At 47.4% G+C, this 13,956-nt stretch carries 16 protein-coding genes; all 16 read left to right on the top strand.

Features of this window, described 5'->3' with window-relative positions; all coding sequences use genetic code 11:
- Positions 1-47 precede the first annotated feature (47 nt).
- Positions 48-632, top strand: coding sequence for a stage II sporulation protein R (locus H9659_RS12650; RefSeq protein ID WP_191691115.1), 585 nt, complete (start codon positions 48-50; stop codon positions 630-632).
- 60 nt (positions 633-692) lie between these two features.
- Positions 693-1,721 carry an L-threonylcarbamoyladenylate synthase gene (locus tag H9659_RS12645; RefSeq protein WP_191691113.1) on the top strand — a complete coding sequence of 343 codons (1,029 nt, stop codon included), beginning with the start codon at positions 693-695 and terminating at the stop codon, positions 1,719-1,721.
- Between the two features lie 111 nt (positions 1,722-1,832).
- Positions 1,833-2,333, top strand: a complete 501-nt coding sequence (locus H9659_RS12640) for a manganese efflux pump MntP (RefSeq protein WP_191691111.1) — start codon at positions 1,833-1,835, stop codon at positions 2,331-2,333.
- 51 nt (positions 2,334-2,384) lie between these two features.
- Positions 2,385-2,831 (top strand): low molecular weight protein arginine phosphatase, encoded by a 447-nt coding sequence (locus tag H9659_RS12635; protein ID WP_225217829.1) that lies wholly within the window; start codon positions 2,385-2,387, stop codon positions 2,829-2,831.
- Positions 2,828-4,120: a methyl-accepting chemotaxis protein gene (locus H9659_RS12630; RefSeq protein ID WP_191691109.1), complete on the top strand. Its 1,293-nt coding sequence runs from the start codon at positions 2,828-2,830 to the stop codon at positions 4,118-4,120. The genes H9659_RS12635 and H9659_RS12630 overlap by 4 nt, the downstream gene beginning before the upstream one ends.
- Before the next feature lie 172 nt (positions 4,121-4,292).
- Positions 4,293-4,733, top strand: coding sequence for a ribose 5-phosphate isomerase B (gene rpiB, locus H9659_RS12625; protein WP_191691107.1), 441 nt, complete (start codon positions 4,293-4,295; stop codon positions 4,731-4,733).
- Between the two features lie 17 nt (positions 4,734-4,750).
- Positions 4,751-5,296: a TIGR01440 family protein gene (locus tag H9659_RS12620; RefSeq protein WP_191691105.1), complete on the top strand. Its 546-nt coding sequence runs from the start codon at positions 4,751-4,753 to the stop codon at positions 5,294-5,296.
- A 58-nt stretch (positions 5,297-5,354) separates the two neighbouring features.
- Positions 5,355-6,608: a serine hydroxymethyltransferase gene (gene glyA / locus H9659_RS12615; protein WP_318240729.1), complete on the top strand. Its 1,254-nt coding sequence runs from the start codon at positions 5,355-5,357 to the stop codon at positions 6,606-6,608.
- A 542-nt stretch (positions 6,609-7,150) separates the two neighbouring features.
- Positions 7,151-7,780: a uracil phosphoribosyltransferase gene (gene upp / locus H9659_RS12610; RefSeq protein WP_025785593.1), complete on the top strand. Its 630-nt coding sequence runs from the start codon at positions 7,151-7,153 to the stop codon at positions 7,778-7,780.
- A 41-nt stretch (positions 7,781-7,821) separates the two neighbouring features.
- Entirely contained in the window at positions 7,822-8,925 is a 1,104-nt protein-coding gene (gene wecB, locus H9659_RS12605; RefSeq protein WP_404828986.1) for a non-hydrolyzing UDP-N-acetylglucosamine 2-epimerase, read from the top strand.
- Between the two features lie 735 nt (positions 8,926-9,660).
- Positions 9,661-10,032 carry an ATP synthase subunit I gene (locus tag H9659_RS12600; RefSeq protein WP_191691101.1) on the top strand — a complete coding sequence of 124 codons (372 nt, stop codon included), beginning with the start codon at positions 9,661-9,663 and terminating at the stop codon, positions 10,030-10,032.
- 29 nt (positions 10,033-10,061) lie between these two features.
- Positions 10,062-10,772 (top strand): F0F1 ATP synthase subunit A, encoded by a 711-nt coding sequence (gene atpB, locus H9659_RS12595; RefSeq protein WP_191691099.1) that lies wholly within the window; start codon positions 10,062-10,064, stop codon positions 10,770-10,772.
- A 64-nt stretch (positions 10,773-10,836) separates the two neighbouring features.
- Complete coding sequence (atpE, locus tag H9659_RS12590; RefSeq protein ID WP_040287550.1) at positions 10,837-11,061, top strand: F0F1 ATP synthase subunit C; 225 nt, start codon at positions 10,837-10,839, stop codon at positions 11,059-11,061.
- A 257-nt stretch (positions 11,062-11,318) separates the two neighbouring features.
- The gene (gene atpF / locus H9659_RS12585; protein ID WP_191691097.1) at positions 11,319-11,870 is read left to right on the top strand and encodes a F0F1 ATP synthase subunit B; all 552 of its coding nucleotides are present in this window, start codon (positions 11,319-11,321) and stop codon (positions 11,868-11,870) included.
- Positions 11,867-12,403, top strand: a complete 537-nt coding sequence (locus tag H9659_RS12580; RefSeq protein ID WP_191691095.1) for a F0F1 ATP synthase subunit delta — start codon at positions 11,867-11,869, stop codon at positions 12,401-12,403. Before atpF ends, H9659_RS12580 begins: the two co-directional genes overlap by 4 nt.
- A gap of 27 nt (positions 12,404-12,430) precedes the next feature.
- Positions 12,431-13,942 carry a F0F1 ATP synthase subunit alpha gene (gene atpA, locus H9659_RS12575; RefSeq protein WP_191691093.1) on the top strand — a complete coding sequence of 504 codons (1,512 nt, stop codon included), beginning with the start codon at positions 12,431-12,433 and terminating at the stop codon, positions 13,940-13,942.
- Positions 13,943-13,956: the final 14 nt, after the last annotated feature.

Here is a 13,956-nt window from a genome sequence, read left to right as displayed (position 1 = left end):
ATAAACGTCTCCTAACCTGTCAACAATGAAGGTCAGGAGGGGATGACATGTTACCAGATTATCCACAGTTCGTACAACAACCGATATTGACAACTGAACCGAACCATAAATGGAGAAAACGACTGATTGCTCTCATAGAATTCATTCTGATACTTGTAATGCTTCAAGCGATTCTCACACTCTTTCAAGAGCACACAAGTGACGAGCCGATTCGCTATCGTATTCTCGCGCACTCGGATGCCCCGGCGGATCAAGCGATCAAAGCCCGTATTCAAAAAGAAATTGAGCCAATGATTGCGGGAGCGATTGCACGAACAACTACTGAAGAGGAGTTGCTCAGTGAGCTTGAAGATCTTGAAGCCGAGATGCTCGCTGCAGCGAACTTACATTCGCCGGATCGTGTCGTGACTCTTGAACGTAAAAATGCGCTGTTCCCGGCAAAGAGGGTAGGCTTCGAAATATTTCCTCAAGACGTGTATGAAGCCTACGTATTAACAATTGGAAGCGGACGTGGAGCGAACTGGTGGTGCTCCATTTTCCCTAAAGTGTGTTACGCAGAAGAAGAAGCTGCAGAGAGCGAAGAAGAGGTAAAATTCTTCTTGTGGGAGTGGATAACTTCTTTGTTCGAATAAGGTTATCCACCGGAATTTGTGGATAACTTTGATAGAGGCGTTGAAAAGGAGGATGAACTTATGAACACCCGAACGTTAAAAGTGGATAAAGGTGTGGATAACGATGATGGTTATCAACAATCTGTGGATTGTTTGCGGAATGGAGGTCTTGTAGCGTTTCCGACAGAAACCGTCTACGGACTTGGTGCACTCGCAACAGACCAGGATGCTACAAAACGGATCTTTGAAGTGAAAGGCCGTCCATCTGACAATCCACTGATCGTACATATAGGAACTAAAGAAGAAGTGAGCACGTACGCGGCAGAAATCCCTGAAAGTGCGCTCCGACTAATGGACGCATTTTGGCCCGGTCCCCTTACATTGGTTTTCAATGAAAAACCAGGTATCATTGCGGAAAATGTCACGGTTGGAAGAGGGACAGTCGGATTGCGTATGCCGGATCATCCAGTTGCGTTACGATTGTTACGGCTTCTAGGTGGCCCTCTCGCTGCACCGAGCGCAAATCGAAGCGGCAAACCGAGTCCTACGAAAGCGAGTCATGTCGCGCGCGACTTGGATGGAAGAATTCCGTTTATTTTGGACGGGGGGGCAACAGGAGTCGGGGTGGAGTCGACCGTCATCGATATGACGTCAACGCCACCTGCAATTTTGCGTCCTGGCGGTGTAACCGTTGAAATGATTGAAGCTGTCATCGGTCCTGTTCGATCGGAAATGCGTGCTGAAGAGGCGGAAGCGCCGCGTGCTCCCGGCATGAAGTACATGCATTATTCTCCGGATGCACCAGTCTGGTTGATCGGACCGGATCTGATCCAGATTGAACAGGCTGTGCGCACGTTGACGGATAAAGGATTAAAAGTTGCAGTCATCGGACCGGATGAGCTGAAAACGGATAAGCCATCCTGGTACTTTGCAACAGGGGCCTATGCAGACCCGCGGCAGCTGGCAACGCATCTATATGATGCCCTCCGTAAATGCGATGAAACAGAAGCTGATGTCATCTTGGCAGTCGAAGCCCCTGCGCAAGGCATGGGTGTAGCTGTTATGAACCGACTGAAAAAGGCGGCAGACGGAAAACGTTTTTTTGATTGAGCAGTGGAGGCTTCCAGTAAGAATGTCAAAACACTTTAAATAAGTTTCGTGCATGGCCTCCCCGGGCGCCGCATAAGATGGACTGGCGTAAACTTCGGGGAGGTTCTTCTATTGGTAGAAATCATTGCGGCTAGTGTGACAACAATCGATATCCTCGTCATCTACACATTGCTGCACGTTCGGAAAAGGAAATGGCTGATTGCCTTATGGACAGCGTTCTTGAATGTCGCGTTTCCTCTACTTGGATTTATGGCGGGAGAACTTTCTGCCCAACTGTTTTCCGAGTGGAGCGGAATCCTCTCAAGTATCCTGCTGGCACTGATCGGTTTACATATGATACTGCAAGAAGAAGACCCGAACGATACCAAAGTAACGGGTCCTCTTCTAATTGCGGTTGCTGTTAGTTTGGATAGTTTTTCTGTAAGCATGTCTTTTGGATTAATGCATCTCAATAAATGGCTTTTCATCGTTTCAACAGGGGTGATGTCCTTAGTCCTTTCCTACTTCGCATTGCGGACGAACTTGACAATGACGCGGAATTCCAGAAAAAACCTACGTCGATTTGCCGGAATTGTGTTAATGGGAATGGGGATATTGTCATGGATTTCTTAAAATAACTGTTTCGATTTCGGGACAAATCGGTTATGATGGTGATAGGTGATTATGATGAATATTTGCTTTATTTGTACAGGAAATACATGTAGAAGTCCGCTGGCGGAAGGGATACTGAAAGCGAAGCAGCTAAAAGGTGTTTCGGTTCGCTCGGCTGGTGTCTATGCAACAGATGGCGCACCCATTTCCAATCATTCCCGCTGCCTATTAGAGGAGTATGGAATGCCAGTTACGCCAACGTCTCGGCGTTTTACAAAACAGGATTTGGAGTGGGCGGATCTCATTCTCACAATGACGGTTTCCCACCGCGATACACTGCGAAGGGCTTTTGCTGACCGGGCTGACAAAATCGTTACATTGAAAGAGTACGTAGGATCGGCCGAATTCGATGTCCAAGATCCTTACGGTGGTAATTTCGGGGTTTATCAACAGACCTTTGAAGAGTTGTCCGATCAGATTGATGTGCTAGCGCGCAAGTTAATGGGGGAACAGAGATGAGAGAGACAAAGAAAAAGTTCGGGTTGAAATGGAAATTGGTCATATTCGTGACAATTCTTGCGATGGTGACGTATTCAACAAGTGCAGTTTTCATTAACATTTTACAGCCGCAATTTTTCCCGAATGCAAATCCGGTATGGTTCGGAATCATGACATATGGAATGGGAATTTTTTGGTCTGCGGTACTCGCCGCGCTTTTCAGTACGATCTTAACGAAACCGCTTCAACAGCTTGAACAGGAAGCGATGAGGATTGCTGATGGGAAAATCGGTACGGACATAGAATTGCCGAACTCTTCCGATGAAATCCGTTCTGTAGCTGAAGCGTTCCAGCAAGTGGTTGTCAACTTACGAGGAATTGTTGGACAGATTGAAACCAACTTTGAAAAAACTTCGCGCTCTGTTGATATTTTGCATAAGGAAACAGGATCCGCTTCGAACCAAGCAGATGCGATTGCGTCAACAATCATTGAAATTTCTTCGGGGGCAGAAGCATCCGCCATCGCAATCCAAGAGACGGCAGAAGCGATGGAAGATATCCGCACACTTGCTTCGGATGTCAATCATCGTGCCGATCAATCGTCCAAGCAGTCGAACGACATGCTCGCTGAACTAAAACGGACAACAGATGCCTATCGGACGCTTGTAGGTGGAATTCGTGAAATGTCCACTCAAAGCGAAGACTCCCTTTCGACGATACGTGACCTCGATAGGAACGCGCAAAAGATCGGTGAAATCGTTCAACTCGTCGGCAACATCGCGGATCAGACCAATTTGCTGGCACTGAATGCTTCCATTGAAGCTGCTCGTGCAGGAGAGCACGGAAAAGGCTTCGCGGTAGTTGCGGAAGAAGTCCGTGTCCTAGCGGATGAAAGTGCAAAATCCGTTCAAATGATCGGCGGTCTTGTCAGCACCATTCAAGCTGACGTCACGAAAGTCGTGAAAGAAATGGAAGCACAAGTGAAAACCGCTGCTCAAGAAGCGGGACGAGCAGACGAAACAAACAAAAGCATTGTTGCAATGGCAACGACTGTCACGGACATGGCGGGTTCCATTACTGGGATTACCGAACTTGTGGAACATCAGCTCAGTAAGATTGAACAAACCGCTCACCAGTCGCAAGAAGTCGCCGCAATTGCAGAAGAGACGTCCGCAGGGGCTGAAGAAGTACAAGCGGCTACGGAAGAACAAGCACATTCAATCGAACAAACAAGTGTCCTAGCGAGCGAACTAAAAGGTCAATCCGAAGCTCTTTACGACGTCATCCGACAATTCGATACTTCCAAATAACAAAGCCGGCTGCGTGCCGGCTTTTTGTGTGGATAAAAACTGGGTAATCCGAAATTCAAAATTTCGGATTCATCCACAAAACAGAAGAATCTCTCATCTTACTTTGCGCTGTGTTTTTCCGGGGAACAATGATAGAATAAGTTGTAAGTATATTAAGAAAAGAGGGACGCACATGAAACTCGCGATTTCTTCAGACCATGGCGGGAACAACTTGCGCCATGAAATCATACAACTACTAACGGAACTAAATATTGAATTTGAAGACTTCGGTCCGGAATCGGGTCAGTCCGTCGATTACCCTGACTACGCCGCACCTGTAACGAAAGGCGTCGCATCAGGTGAATTCGATAAAGGCATCCTCATCTGTGGAACCGGTATCGGTATGTCCATTGCGGCCAATAAAGTGAATGGCATCCGTTGTGCGCTCGTCCACGACGTTTTCAGCGCCAAAGCAACGAGAGGACATAACGATTCAAACGTATTGGCAATGGGCGAACGCGTAATCGGCGCGGGACTTGCCCGCGAAATCGTTCAAACATGGTTGGAAACGCCTTTTGAAGGCGGTCGGCACGAACGCCGCATCGAAAAGTTAATGGAACTCGAAAACAACTGAGAAAGCAGGGGAGCGACATGGACGCGTATATCTTATGGAGACTGCAGCTGGAACAAACACTCGCAGAACTGGCGGAACTGGCTCCACCTGTTCCAGGGACACTTTTTGTCGTAGGCTGTTCGACTTCTGAAGTGGCTGGTAAACGTATCGGGACTGCAGGCGCACTTGAAGTAGCTCAAGCGCTATATGAACCCCTCTCCCAATTCGCTTCAACCCACCAGCTGCACCTCGCTTTCCAAGGGTGCGAACACATAAACCGCGCCCTGACGATTGAGCGGAAAGCAGCGGAAAAGTTTGCGCTTGAACCAGTTTCTGTCGTGCCTGTCCGGACGGCAGGCGGCTCAATGTCCGCATACGCTTACGAACATTTGGATGATGCGGTCGTCGTCGAATCCGTCCGTGCAAACGCCGGAATCGACATCGGACAGACCTTGATCGGCATGCAATTGAAGCCGGTCGCAGTACCTATCCGTACATCCGTTAAACAGATTGGTGAAGCTGTCGTTACCTGTGCAACCACTCGTCCGAAACTCATCGGCGGAGTCCGCGCGCAGTACGAATAACTCGAGGCCAACAAGCTTTGAGAAAGTAAGACTACTAGACGCTAAAGGGGAAATGAACATGGATTTGAGCAATGTGAAACGCGAAGATAGTGCTGTTTTTGAAGCAATAATGGCAGAAAAGAATCGACAGAACGCTAATATCGAATTGATTGCATCAGAAAACTTTGTCTCTGAAGCGGTCATGGAAGCACAAGGCTCCTACTTGACGAACAAATATGCAGAAGGCTATCCGGGCAAGCGCTATTATGGCGGTTGCGAACACGTCGATGTCGTTGAAAACATCGCGCGTGACCGAGCGAAAGAGCTATTCGGTGCAGCGTATGCAAACGTTCAAGCACACTCTGGCGCCCAAGCGAACATGGCAGTCTACTTCACAGTACTCGAGCCAGGTGATACCGTTCTTGGCATGAACCTATCGCACGGCGGTCACTTGACACACGGAAGTCCCGTAAACTTCTCTGGAAAGTTGTACAACTTCGTGGAGTACGGTGTGAGCGAGCAGGACGAGCGTATCGACTACGAAGACGTCCGCCAAAAAGCACTCGAACATAAGCCGAAGATGATCGTAGCGGGTGCGAGTGCATACCCACGCGAAATCGATTTCAAGAAATTCCGTGAAATTGCAGATGAAATCGGCGCATTCCTAATGGTCGATATGGCGCACATCGCTGGACTAGTTGCAGTCGGTGAACACAATAGCCCAGTACCTCACGCGCATTTCGTGACGTCCACAACACACAAAACATTGCGCGGGCCACGCGGCGGACTCATTCTAGTCAACGAAGAATTTGCAGAACAATATGGTAAGAAAATCGATAAAACCATCTTCCCTGGCGTCCAAGGCGGACCGCTAATGCACGTCATCTCTGCGAAAGCGGTTGCATTCGGCGAAGCGTTGAAGCCCGAGTTCAAGACCTACATTCAACAAGTGAAAAAGAATGCAGTCGCTCTAGGTGAAACACTTGTTGCTGAAGGCATCGACATCGTCTCTGGCGGCACAGACAATCACTTGCTCCTATTGAACTTGACGAGCCTAGGTTTAACAGGAAAAGTGGCAGAGCACGTATTGGATGAATGCGGAATCACTGTCAACAAAAATACGGTTCCATTCGATAAAGAAAGCCCATTCGTCACATCGGGTATCCGGATCGGTACACCAGCAGTGACATCACGCGGATTCAAAGAAGACGACATGAAAGAAGTCGGCGCGATTATCGCGAAACTCTTGAAAAACCACGAAGACGATGCTGTAAAAGAAGAAGCGAAACAACGCGTCAAAGCTTTGACAGATCAGCATGCATTGTATGCGTAATTGGTAACGAGGCCGCCATCTCTATGATGGCGGTTTTTTTTGCGGAAGGGCGAAGAGGTTTCACTAAGTGGAAGGCGACCAATAATCCCTGAACGCAGTGGAATTGTGTCCCGTTATCGACAAATTCGGCTAGGTGTCTGAGAAAAAGTCGTAAGTGTCGGAGAAGTCGTTGTGACTGATTGGTAACCTGACGCCGATGATGGCCAACTTCGCCCAACTGATCAAGAACACAAAATTACGTGATATGGCGCAGTCCAGAGAGGTAGCCCTATCAATAAATCCCTTAACGAGGGTGAATTGTATCCCGTTATCGACAAATTCGGATAGGTGTCGGAGAAAACGTCGGAAGTGTCGGAGAAATCGCTGTGACTGATCGGTAACCTGGCGCCGATGATGGTCAACCCCGTCCAACTGATTGAAAACACAAAAACTCCGCTCCGCAACCGTGTAAATCTTCCGCGAATTCCAAACTTCATGCCAAGCAACCACTCGCGCCATCATTCTGTTATACTGTATTGGATAAAGTAAAAGGAGCGATTCTAATGGCTAAAGTACACGTATTCGATCACCCGCTCATCCAGCACAAACTCACATTCATCCGAGACGTTAACACAGGAACAAAAGAATTCCGCGAACTCGTTGATGAAGTTGCAACATTGATGGCCTTTGAAATCACACGAGAGCTGCCCCTCCAGGAAGTAGACGTTGAAACGCCGGTTTGCATGGCGAAATCGAACGTACTTGCAGGGAAGAAACTCGGAATTGTACCGATTTTACGCGCAGGTATTGGAATGGTGGATGGGATTCTGAAACTGATCCCTGCAGCAAGAGTTGGACACGTCGGGTTATTCCGCGATCCTGAAACTCTTCAACCACACGAATATTTCGTGAAGCTGCCGTCGGACGTTTCCGAACGTGAATTGATCGTCGTCGACCCGATGCTTGCTACAGGCGGAACGGCAGTGGAAGCTGTCAATTCATTGAAAAAACGCGGAGCGAAGCACATTAAGTTCATGTGCCTGATTGCCGCTCCTGAAGGCGTGAAAGTATTTACAGATGCACACCCTGACGTAGACGTTTACATCGCTGCACTTGATGAAAAACTGAACGATCACGGCTACATCGTACCTGGACTCGGCGACGCTGGGGACCGTTTGTTCGGAACCAAATAATTGGGGAAGGCGTGAACACTTTGAAACGTAAATGGAAAGTAATGACGATTTTTGGAACGCGTCCGGAAGCCATCAAAATGGCTCCGCTCGTTCTTGAATTGCAGAAGCATGAAGAAGACATCGAATCGATCGTAACCGTAACGGCACAGCACCGTGAAATGTTGGACCAAGTGCTCAAAACGTTCGGCATCACACCTGATTTCGACCTGAACATCATGAAAGATCGTCAAACCCTTATCGACGTCGCAACTCGCGGCCTAGAAGGACTTGACGGAATCATGAAAGAAGCACAACCGGACATCGTACTCGTTCACGGGGACACAGCAACGACATTCGTCGGCAGTCTCGCAGCATTTTATAACAAAATTGCAGTCGGTCATGTCGAAGCGGGTCTTCGTACATGGGACAAGTACTCACCATATCCTGAAGAGATGAACCGTCAGCTGACGGGCGTCCTGGCAGACCTTCATTTCTCACCAACTGAGAAATCTGCGCAAAACCTCATCAATGAAGGAAAGCCGGAAGACCGGATTTTCATCACAGGGAATACGGCAATCGATGCGTTGCATACAACGGTCGACGACACGTATACGCATCCGATTTTCGAAAAAATCGGTGATGACCGTCTTGTTTTACTCACAGCGCACCGTCGTGAAAACTTAGGGGATCCGATGCGCAACATGTTCCGCGCCATTAATCGCCTGCTTGAAAAACACGACGACATTCAAGTGATCTATCCCGTACACATGAACCCTGCTGTACGTGAAGTTGCGGACGAATTGCTTGGGAATAACGACCGGATCCACCTGATTGAACCGCTTGAAGTTGTGGACTTCCATAACTTTGCAGCACGTTCGCACATTATCCTAACCGATTCTGGCGGCATCCAAGAAGAAGCCCCTTCACTTGGTAAACCTGTTATTGTCCTCCGTGACACAACGGAACGCCCGGAAGGAATCGACGCAGGAACGCTGAAACTAGCGGGAACCGACGAAGATACGATCTTCAACTTGGCGGACGAACTTCTATCTGACCAAAACGCCTACGATTCCATGGCGAAAGCGTCCAATCCATACGGAGATGGCCACGCATCGGAACGGATCGTAGAGGCTTTGAAAAAATATTTAAACGAACAAACCAAGTAAATTGAATAAAAGACACCGAAAAAGCAGAGGCTGACATTCCTCTGCTTTTTGAGATTTTTTTACGAGCACATGGTTTTGCCCTCTCTTTTAGATCGAACTAGAATGACAAAGTGGCGAGCCTGCATTCTATGCAATCGAGTCCGTCACCCTAGAAGCCTAGACAGCAGCTACCCTTATGTTCGATAAGTGGGGTGCTCTACATGCGGAGAAAAACTCTCTATCATACAATGAAAATGCCTAAGAAATCCGCACACGAAAAATAAGGGAATTCCCTGATTTTCAGAAACACAACAATTTTTTATGAAAGTGTGTCGATTGTTTGACAGTACCTATAGTTTGTGAAGAATTTCACGGGAATCAATTGACATCAAAATATCGCTATTGTATGCTTACAGAGGGTAATAATGATAGGGTTTATACATAGATAAATCAGCTGAAACCGCTTGATTTTTTGGCTAAGTTCTATCATCACTCGTAGCCTATCGCACTAAAGTATATGGGCATCAGTGCGATACGTTGGACAACGTGTCCTGGTGAACGCCAAGCAGGCGGCACTTTTCTTACCATTCTTAGTCCCGGTACTTCCCGAGACATCTGATCAGTAAGTGGTTGCCGTACAACTCGGACAAGCCAATGCGCACCAACCTGCGAACCCGCTCATTGTTCGACTTCTAAACCGAAAGTCGAGCGCTTCAGTTTCTAACTAAACTTATCGTAATAGGAGACTCACCTACCATGCAGACAATGCAGGAAATTTTCACAAGGCAAAAGAGAGCTCTATTTTTTTTGCTCGCATTGCTGATTCTAGGCTGGGCCTTTACGGGAGCGAAGGAGATTTTTGCTGGTCTTTTGCTAGGATTAATCTTCGGATTGTATAATTTCTGGATACTTATCCGTAGAATGGAACAATTCGACAAGAAACTGGATCAGGGCAAAAAGGTTTCGCTCGGTTCGGGATTGCGTTTCGCTTCCGGAGTGGCTGCGGCCGCCATCGCGATGTCGATGCCAGAATACTTCAATCTGATCAGTACTGTGATTGGTTTGATGATTCCATATGCCCTATTGCTGATTGATAGGATCTTTTACCATGTGAAGCATCATTCTTAAACTGATCACAAAAGGGAGGTGAACGAAACGTGGAACATGAAAATCCGGAACTTGTCCTCTTCGGTATAAGCTTTAACCCGGCTAACATTATGATGCTCTTCGTTACATGTCTCATCGTTTTCATCATTGCAGTGCTTTCAACACGGAGAATGCAGATGAAACCTACAGGCATGCAGAACTTCATGGAATGGATCATGGACTTCGTGAAGGGAATCATTAAAAACAACATGGACTGGAAAACAGGCGGCCGTTTCCACGTACTCGGCATCACGCTTATTATGTTCGTGTTTGTTGCCAATATGCTCGGTCTGCCTTTCTCCATCCAATGGGATCATCAGTTGTGGTGGAAATCACCGACAGCCGATCCAGTCATTTCATTGACATTGGCAGCTACTGTCATAGTTTTGACGCATTTCTATGGCGTGAAGATGCTCGGCATGAAAGGATATCTCAAAACCTATATCCAGCCGATGCCGTTCTTGGCACCACTGAAAGTCATTGAAGAATTCGCAAACACGTTGACACTCGGTCTACGTCTTTACGGTAACATCTTTGCGGGTGAGATTTTGATTGGGCTTCTCGCAACACTTGCTGCCGGCAGCTTCGGCGGTTTTATCGGAGCAATCGTTCCAGCACTTGCTTGGCAAGGGTTCTCGGTATTCATCGGGGCAATCCAGGCATTCATTTTTGTTATGTTGACGATGGTTTATATGTCGCACAAAGTGTCGGCGGACCACTAAACATAAAACCCGCTTGCGGGAATACGCACTACCAAACTAAACAATACTAGGAGGAAATAACACTATGACAGGTTCATTAGGTCTATTAGCAGCAGCTATCGCAGTTGGTCTTGGCGCACTCGGCGCTGGTATCGGTAACGGTTTGATCGTTTCACGTACAGTTGAGGGGATTGCTCGTCAACCAGAAGCACGCGGCGTTCTTCAAACAACAATGTTCATCGGTGTTGCGTTGGTTGAGGCTTTGCCAATCATCGCTACAGTTATCGCTTTCATCGTTATGAACAAGTAATTCAATCAGAACCGATCCAGGTAGTTAACGAGTTGGATAGGGCCTGGGCTGCAAAGCGGTCTTGCCAGCCTGTATGACTCCCTCTGTTATCTAACCACTTTATAAGAACTTTAAACAATGGCGAAGAATGGAAAAAGATCGATCCTTCGCCATTCGTTTATGTCAGCGTATATCGGGCATGTCATGTGCTCGAGCCAATCATTCTAACCAAAACGTTTGTAGATCAGACGTAAGTTTTTGAAGGGAGTGAAACAATCGTGTTTTTGGATACCTTCGTCCTTTTGTCAGCAAACGCTGACTCGGGATTCTTATCCAGCCTGAACCAACGGCTGAACTTAGGTGATATCATTGCAACAGTGTTCTTCTTCACTCTTCTCATGCTTCTTTTGAAGAAATTCGCATGGGGACCGTTGATGGGGATCATGGATCAGCGTGCTGAAATGATTGCAAATGAAATCGATGCGGCTGAACAAAGCCGTCTAGACTCACAGAAATTGTTGGAAGAGCAACGCGCTCTTTTAAAAGAAGCACATACAAACGCACAGTCAATCGTTGAAAATGCGAAAAAGCAAGGCGAAGCTCAACGTGAGGAACTCATTCAAACGACACGCGCAGAAGTGGGCCGTATGAAAGAGAACGCAGCGCTTGAAATCGCCACTGAGAAAGAAAAAGCAATTGCGGCTGTCCGCGAAGAATTCGTATCTCTTTCAATCATGGCAGCGTCTAAAGTACTCGGTAAAGAAGTATCCGAGGAGGATAACCGCGCATTGATCGAAGAAACGATTGTGAAGGCAGGGGAAGGCCGATGAGCCGTTCTATCGTAGCGGAACGTTATGCAACTGGGTTGTTCAAAGCAGCTCAGGAACAAGGCGTCTTGCTCGCAGTCCACACTGACGTTCGAGAGCTCCAAGCAGCACTCAGCGGCAACAAAGGCTTCGAGGAGCTTATGAGCTTACCACAACTGTCATTGAACAAAAAACGTGAATTGATCGCTAATATCCTGCCAGGTGCGCAAGCATTATTGCTCAATGCACTATACGTGATGCTCGATGCGGACCGTATGGATGAACTAAGCGACGTTCTCGAAGATTTCCATCAGTTAGCGAACGCTGCATCCGGTGTTGCGGAAGCGACAGTGTATGCAATCCGTCCTTTGACTGAGCAGGAAGAAACAGCAATTTCCAGCGCGTTTGCTCATAAAGTCGGCAAACAGTCGCTTCAACTTAAGACAATCATTGAACCGAAATTGATCGGAGGCATCCGCCTTCAGATCGGAAACCGTATCTTCGACAGCAGCATTAGCAGCAAGCTTACTAAATTGCAGCGTACGTTGATCGGTTAAAATCTTGAAAGATGAGGGGTGACATACATGGGCATCAAAGCTGAAGAAATCAGCACACTGATTAAGCAGCAAATTGCTGGCTATCAGTCTGAGATGGAAGTTAGCGAAGTAGGTACTGTTCTCGCAGTAGGTGACGGTATCGCCCGTGCTCATGGTCTCGACAATGTCATGGCCGGAGAACTTCTTGAGTTCTCTACAGGTGTACTTGGTATGGCACAAAACTTGGAAGCGAACAACGTAGGTATCGTTATCCTCGGGCCATACAAAGACATTAAAGAAGGCGATGAAGTACGTCGTACAGGCCGTATCATGGAAGTTCCAGTTGGAGAAGAATTAATTGGACGTGTTGTCAATTCACTTGGGCAGCCAGTGGATGGACTTGGTCCGATTCATACTACAAAAACTCGTCCGATTGAAAGCCCGGCGCAAGGCGTCATGGCTCGTAAATCAGTTGATGAGCCGCTTCAGACAGGTATCAAGGCGATTGACGCACTTGTACCGATCGGTCGTGGACAACGTGAATTGATCATCGGTGACCGCCAGACAGGTAAAACTACTGTAGCGATCGATACAATTCTTAACCAAGCAGATCAGGATATGATTTGTATCTATGTAGCAATTGGTCAGAAAGAATCCACAGTTCGCGGTGTTGTTGAAACGCTTCGTGAAAACGGCGCACTAGACTACACAATCGTTGTAACTGCATCTGCTTCTCAACCATCGCCACTTCTTTACCTTGCTCCTTATGCAGGTATTACAATGGCTGAAGAGTTCATGTTCCAAGGCAAGCACGTTTTGATCGTTTATGATGATCTTTCAAAACAAGCTGCTGCGTATCGTGAGCTTTCCTTGTTGCTGCGCCGTCCTCCAGGTCGCGAAGCATATCCAGGAGATGTATTCTACCTACACTCCCGTTTACTCGAGCGTGCTGCAAAATTGAACGACTCCCTTGGTGGCGGTTCAATTACAGCATTGCCATTCGTTGAAACACAAGCAGGCGATATTTCTGCATACATTCCAACGAACGTAATCTCCATCACAGATGGTCAGATTTTCCTTCAGTCGGATCTATTCTTCTCAGGCGTACGCCCAGCGATCAACGCTGGACTTTCCGTATCCCGCGTAGGTGGATCTGCACAGATCAAAGCAATGAAAAAGGTTGCAGGTACACTGCGTCTTGACCTTGCTGCGTTCCGTGAACTTGAAGCGTTCTCTGCATTCGGATCAGACCTTGACCCAGCAACGAAGGCGAAACTTGACCGTGGACACCGTACTGTTGAAGTGTTGAAACAAGACTTGAACAAACCGGTTAAGGTAGAACACCAAGTCGTAATCCTTTACGCACTTACTCGTGGATTCCTTGACGATATCCCAGTTAAAGATATTCTTCGCTTTGAAAGTGAAATCAATATTTGGCTTGAAAGCAACCACACAGACGTATTGGAAACGATCCGTACTACGAAAGGTCTTCCTGCAGATGATGTATTTGCAGCGGCTATCAACGAGTTCAAAAAGAACTTCGCGGTTTCAGGACAATAAGTTAAGTAACGGAT

Source organism: Sporosarcina gallistercoris (assembly GCF_014836415.1).
GTDB classification, from domain to species: domain Bacteria; phylum Bacillota; class Bacilli; order Bacillales_A; family Planococcaceae; genus Sporosarcina; species Sporosarcina gallistercoris.
Note: the sequence above shows the minus strand (reverse complement) of the source record. Positions and strands in the feature narration are given on the sequence as shown.

Excerpts from the sequence above, each read along its gene's own strand:
- glyA (WP_318240729.1), top strand. The coding sequence starts at position 5,355 with ATGGATTTGAGCAATGTGAAACGCGAAGATAGTGCTGTTTTTGAAGCA.
- H9659_RS12620 (WP_191691105.1), top strand. The coding sequence starts at position 4,751 with ATGGACGCGTATATCTTATGGAGACTGCAGCTGGAACAAACACTCGCA.
- rpiB (WP_191691107.1), top strand. The coding sequence starts at position 4,293 with ATGAAACTCGCGATTTCTTCAGACCATGGCGGGAACAACTTGCGCCAT.
- upp (WP_025785593.1), top strand. The coding sequence starts at position 7,151 with ATGGCTAAAGTACACGTATTCGATCACCCGCTCATCCAGCACAAACTC.
- H9659_RS12630 (WP_191691109.1), top strand. The coding sequence starts at position 2,828 with ATGAGAGAGACAAAGAAAAAGTTCGGGTTGAAATGGAAATTGGTCATA.
- wecB (WP_404828986.1), top strand. The coding sequence starts at position 7,822 with ATGACGATTTTTGGAACGCGTCCGGAAGCCATCAAAATGGCTCCGCTC.
- H9659_RS12650 (WP_191691115.1), top strand. The coding sequence starts at position 48 with ATGTTACCAGATTATCCACAGTTCGTACAACAACCGATATTGACAACT.
- H9659_RS12600 (WP_191691101.1), top strand. The coding sequence starts at position 9,661 with ATGCAGACAATGCAGGAAATTTTCACAAGGCAAAAGAGAGCTCTATTT.
- H9659_RS12645 (WP_191691113.1), top strand. The coding sequence starts at position 693 with ATGAACACCCGAACGTTAAAAGTGGATAAAGGTGTGGATAACGATGAT.
- H9659_RS12580 (WP_191691095.1), top strand. The coding sequence starts at position 11,867 with ATGAGCCGTTCTATCGTAGCGGAACGTTATGCAACTGGGTTGTTCAAA.
- H9659_RS12635 (WP_225217829.1), top strand. The coding sequence starts at position 2,385 with ATGATGAATATTTGCTTTATTTGTACAGGAAATACATGTAGAAGTCCG.
- atpA (WP_191691093.1), top strand. The coding sequence starts at position 12,431 with ATGGGCATCAAAGCTGAAGAAATCAGCACACTGATTAAGCAGCAAATT.
- atpE (WP_040287550.1), top strand. The coding sequence starts at position 10,837 with ATGACAGGTTCATTAGGTCTATTAGCAGCAGCTATCGCAGTTGGTCTT.